At 59.7% G+C, this 4,214-nt stretch carries 3 protein-coding genes; 1 reads left to right on the top strand and 2 read right to left on the bottom strand.

Annotation, left to right across the window (positions count from 1 at the left end):
* Nucleotides 1-527: 527 nt before the first annotated feature.
* On the bottom strand, nt 528-2,504 hold the full coding sequence (locus tag FL625_RS17980; RefSeq protein ID WP_160147825.1) for a calcium-binding protein: 1,977 nt from the start codon (nt 2,502-2,504) through the stop codon (nt 528-530).
* Between the two features lie 377 nt (nt 2,505-2,881).
* Here FL625_RS17980 and FL625_RS17975 point away from each other — a divergent pair, with 377 nt between their 5' ends.
* Nucleotides 2,882-3,358 carry a very short patch repair endonuclease gene (locus FL625_RS17975; RefSeq protein WP_149590039.1) on the top strand — a complete coding sequence of 159 codons (477 nt, stop codon included), beginning with the start codon at nt 2,882-2,884 and terminating at the stop codon, nt 3,356-3,358.
* Here FL625_RS17975 and FL625_RS17970 read toward each other — a convergent pair.
* Nucleotides 3,267-4,160: a type II restriction endonuclease gene (locus tag FL625_RS17970; protein WP_235019501.1), complete on the bottom strand. Its 894-nt coding sequence runs from the start codon at nt 4,158-4,160 to the stop codon at nt 3,267-3,269. The genes FL625_RS17975 and FL625_RS17970 overlap by 92 nt on opposite strands.
* Nucleotides 4,161-4,214 lie beyond the last annotated feature (54 nt).

Below are 4,214 nucleotides of genomic sequence, written 5' to 3'. Positions count from 1 at the left end.
TCCTCGCAGACCCACCTTGGCACATCGATGCCGTCGGGGGGCGGTCACATCATCAGAGCCAGACCCGGAGACCGATTCCTTTTCTGAAGCGACGTCACATCGGGATGAGCCCGTTCCTCAGCCGCACAGCGGCTCGGCTACTCATGATTGCGTCTTTTTGAAACAATCAACTCCAGATATATTTTAAGTTTCCTGATTGCATTATCGGGGCCATTCAATTGTGTCCGGAATGGGTCGTGATTGCGATATTTTTGATATTTCTGGTTTCTTCTCGAGAGTGAGCATCGGGAGTGGAGAGATCAAGTTGATAGGTTTATTGGGCGTCATCTGCCGGCGAGAATTAATCAGCCGGGAAGCTTAAATTTGGATTAAAGTGCGCTTCATTTCGATCATCCCGCTTCAGGCTTGCGAAGGGCTCTCGAAGGCCCCGGCTCCAATTACGGACTGCAAACGCTCGAGGAGGCGTTCGCCCCCCTGGGCCCGGCGACGACCGGTCGCGCCGCGTATGCACGCAGAGCAAAATGAGATCAGGCGAACAGGGCGAACATGATGTCGTCGATCAGAACCGCCGGGTCGAAAACTCCATGGATGTCCAGGGTGCCTGCTGTCCCAAGATCAATAGCGAGACCCTTTTCGGTTACCCTCGAGGCGCTCAGCAGGTCAGCGACATCAGGCATCGCGCTGTTCCACGGCTGCCATGATATCAGGATCCGGTCGACCCCGTCCTCGAAGTCATGAACGATGTCCTTTCCGCCGCTGAATACGAAGGTATCGGCACCGACACCGCCGAACAGCCAGTCGTCGCCAGCTCCCCCGTCGAGCAGGTCGCGGCCCGATCCGCCATCCAAAAGGTCATTCTCTGAACCTCCATATAGCCGGTCATCGCCCAGTCCACCGTAGAGAGAATCGGCCCCATCGTCTCCACGAAGCGTGTCGCCACTGTTGTCACCGACGAGGATGTCATTACCTCCCGCGCCCCTGATCGAGTCACCGAAGACGCTTCCGACCAGATTGTCCGCAAAGCCGTATCCTTCAATTTTCGCTCCAACCTGGTCAGATACGGCGACAATCATGATCGTCTCATGCGGGCTGAAGTTTAGCGGAACCGTGGTGAGGCCGCGACCGACGCTTATCGTGGAAACTCTGACCTCGGGCTCGCCCGAGGTCGAAGAGGAAACCTCGTAGACTGTAAGATGGTGGGCTGTCGCGGCGTCGCCCGAGAAGCTTAACACATCCGACCTCGAAGAGTCTGATCGGTTGGTCAGGAAGTAGACATTCCGCTCCGCAGATCCGAACGCGCTCGCATCGAGGCCGGAAATAAAGTCCGGAGCGTTGATAATTCTTAACCCCCGCAGATTGTCTGACATCATGTCAAATGCCAGACCGGCGAATGTCAGGCCATTATAGGTCTCATCCCCAATTCCGGTATTGTCGATAAGCTTTGTACTATTGTTCTGCTGGACGGCCCAGACATTGGCGTGATCGACGCCAGCCTTGACCATTTCCTCGAACAATTTCACCATGCTATCAAACTGCTTGATCCCGAGCTCTGTGCGGTTGCGGCTCGATACATTCCATTCGGTGACATACCGATCCACCTCCTTGAAACCGCCTATGGATCTGGCGACAGCATTCCAGATCTCAAAAGGTTTGTAGGCCCAGCCTGAAATGCTCGTATCCGTTCCGTGAAGATATCGGTGGGTCAGAACACCATCCACTGCTGCCCGGGCATAGGGATCAGTGAATTGCTTCAGGATCAGCTCTGTTGCGGAGATGGTCGGTCCATCGTAATCCTCCGGGATCGGCTTTCCGGATGTCGAGTACCATTCCGCCGCGCCTCCGGGGCCTACCTGGACCACGATGTCCGGGTCAATCTTCGCGCCGCGGCTGTTGACCAGCTTGAGACTGTCGATCTCCTCCTGAACGATCCTCGCCATGTAGTTCGCGACACGTCCGTACTCTACCGGCGACATTCTGAACCCAAAGACACTGCTGTTATCCGCCCACCATTCGTTTCCGATCTCGAATGCGGCAATCGAACTGCCTTTGCTTGATGCTTCAGCGATGGAATGCCGGATGAAGGACCGCAGATCTGCTTCCAGGGAGGCGTTGATCGTCCTGAAACCTCCGGAATCCGGTTCGGTCGACAGGAAGCGGTATGTCGGCAGTACTACCGTGACAGATGCCCCGATCGAAGCAGCATACTCCACCGCAGTGGAAAATCCTACGGTTGGCTCCTTCTGAATTCCGATGCCTAGAAAATTCTGCTGGGTGGAGTTCGGATTGGTGAGATCAAAGTTGACCTCGGTCATCGTTCCGCCGGGATAGCGGATCGTCGGCAGGTTCACCTCACGCGCGAAGGCCTCATAGGTGTTCGATATCGAGCCCGCTGTTTGACCACCGTCGCGATTGAACAGAAAGTTTGCGCCGAAGAGATTCTGCGAGATGGCATCACTTCCGTAAGTGAATGACGATCCCAAGCCAGGGAGCGTGATAGTTGCCATTTTCCCGTCCACACCCACGTAGATTCTGTTGGGTGAGGATGGGGGCATACATCCCTCGGGCGCCGTGGCGACTCCGTGGCATCATTCGGACATGTAGACAAGGCTTTAGTAAGGTTTGTCGTGAATGCGGGCGTCATGTGCTCTGGCTCCAGCGGCCTGTTGCCTCTAGACTGACTCTCAACGGCCCAACTCGATCCGCTCCTGCTGGTCGAACCCGAGAGAAGCAGGCCAGCCGTTGGATTCAGGGGGCCGGCCGTAATCAATACTCCGGTTTCTTTGCCTCGGGACTTTTCGCCGGCATTGTCCGGGGTTTGTGCTGCTCTCGTAGGCATTTGCTTCAGGTCACGTTACACTGTTGAAACCAGCTAGAGCTCGGCATGACCGATAGACTGACACCGGAGGCGCGCAGCGCCAACATGGCGCGCATCCGGGGCAAGGATACGGGCCCGGAGAACATGGTTCGCCGGGCGCTGCACGCAGCAGGCTTCCGTTTCCGCCTGCATCGTCGCGACCTGCCGGGCACGCCGGACATCGTGCTGGTCCGGCAGCGCGTCGCGATCTTCGTGCACGGGTGCTACTGGCACCGGCACGAGGGCTGCCGGAACGCGACCACTCCGAGCACCCGGACGGACTTCTGGCAGGCGAAATTCGCGGCCAATGTCGAGCGCGACGCCCGGAAGGCCGCAGCGCTCGAGGCCGCGGGCTGGAGGGTCGTGGTGATCTGGGAGTGCGAGGCCGGGAAGCCCGGCAGCCTCGAGGCCGTCATCCGCGAGCGTCTGCCCGCGCCTGCCGCTCGGCGACCAATCCTAGGAAATCCCGGAAATCCATCAGCCAAGCAGCCTGCTGAGGGGTGAAGGTCCGATGCAGCGCAGCGGGGACGACCAGCTGCAGATCGTTGCGCGCCATCTCGTCAGTCTGCGCGACCGAGATCCCGGGCTCGAGCGTGAGGAGGTGCTTGCGGTCGATGCGGGCCGCCTCCGCCAGGACCTGGCGCCAGCGGTCCTTGAGGGTCGATTTCACCCCGAGCATCGACAGAAGCAGCGGATCGAATGCCGGGTCATGGTAGTCGGCCGACGAGGGAAACAGGAAATCCGGGCTGCTGTTGCCTTCGGTCCGCGCGCCGCGCGTGTGCCGGATGCCGCGGGCCGTCAGAATGGCCTCGAGATGGTTCTCGAGCGACAGGCCCATGCGCGCCTTCCGCCGGTTCTGCACCGACAGGGAGAAGGCCAGAAAGCCGTCCACATCCGCCTCGCCGTCGGCCGCAAAGCCGGCATGGAGGCGTTCAGCAACGACAACCCGCTCGAGCCGCCGGAACAACGCCTCCTCGAACTCGATCCACCCCATCAGGGCGCCGTCGGCATCCTCGCGAGGGTCGGGCGCGCCTGAATGCTTCCACGCAGCAGCCGACAGCTCGCGCGAGCGCGGGAACACGAGGCCCCACTCCGCGACGATGTGATCCAGCCGGTCCGCCTCCGGCTCGGCCGGTTCGATCCCCAGCTCCTCGAGGACGTAGTTCGCGACGAAATCAAGTCCGCGGTCATTGCGACCCTCGTAGTCCGCCAAGCGGAACCCGCCGCCCAGATCGCCGTGGAGGCCGAACAGCCACGCGATCTGGTTCTCGAGGGTCGAACGCTCGGGGGCGACGATGAAAAGCATGCTCTGACCCCCGAGAGTCATCCAGCTGAAACCAGAGCCGGCGGGTGACAATTG

Origin of the sequence: Tabrizicola flagellatus (assembly GCF_008271465.1) — a bacterium.
Lineage (GTDB): Bacteria > Pseudomonadota > Alphaproteobacteria > Rhodobacterales > Rhodobacteraceae > Tabrizicola > Tabrizicola flagellata.
Note: the sequence above shows the minus strand (reverse complement) of the source record. Positions and strands in the feature narration are given on the sequence as shown.

What these genes read in the sequence shown, in the direction of transcription:
- FL625_RS17980 (WP_160147825.1), bottom strand. Translation starts at nt 2,504, where the DNA reads ATGGCAACTATCACGCTCCCTGGCTTGGGATCGTCATTCACTTACGGA.
- FL625_RS17975 (WP_149590039.1), top strand. Translation starts at nt 2,882, where the DNA reads ATGACCGATAGACTGACACCGGAGGCGCGCAGCGCCAACATGGCGCGC.
- FL625_RS17970 (WP_235019501.1), bottom strand. Translation starts at nt 4,160, where the DNA reads ATGCTTTTCATCGTCGCCCCCGAGCGTTCGACCCTCGAGAACCAGATC.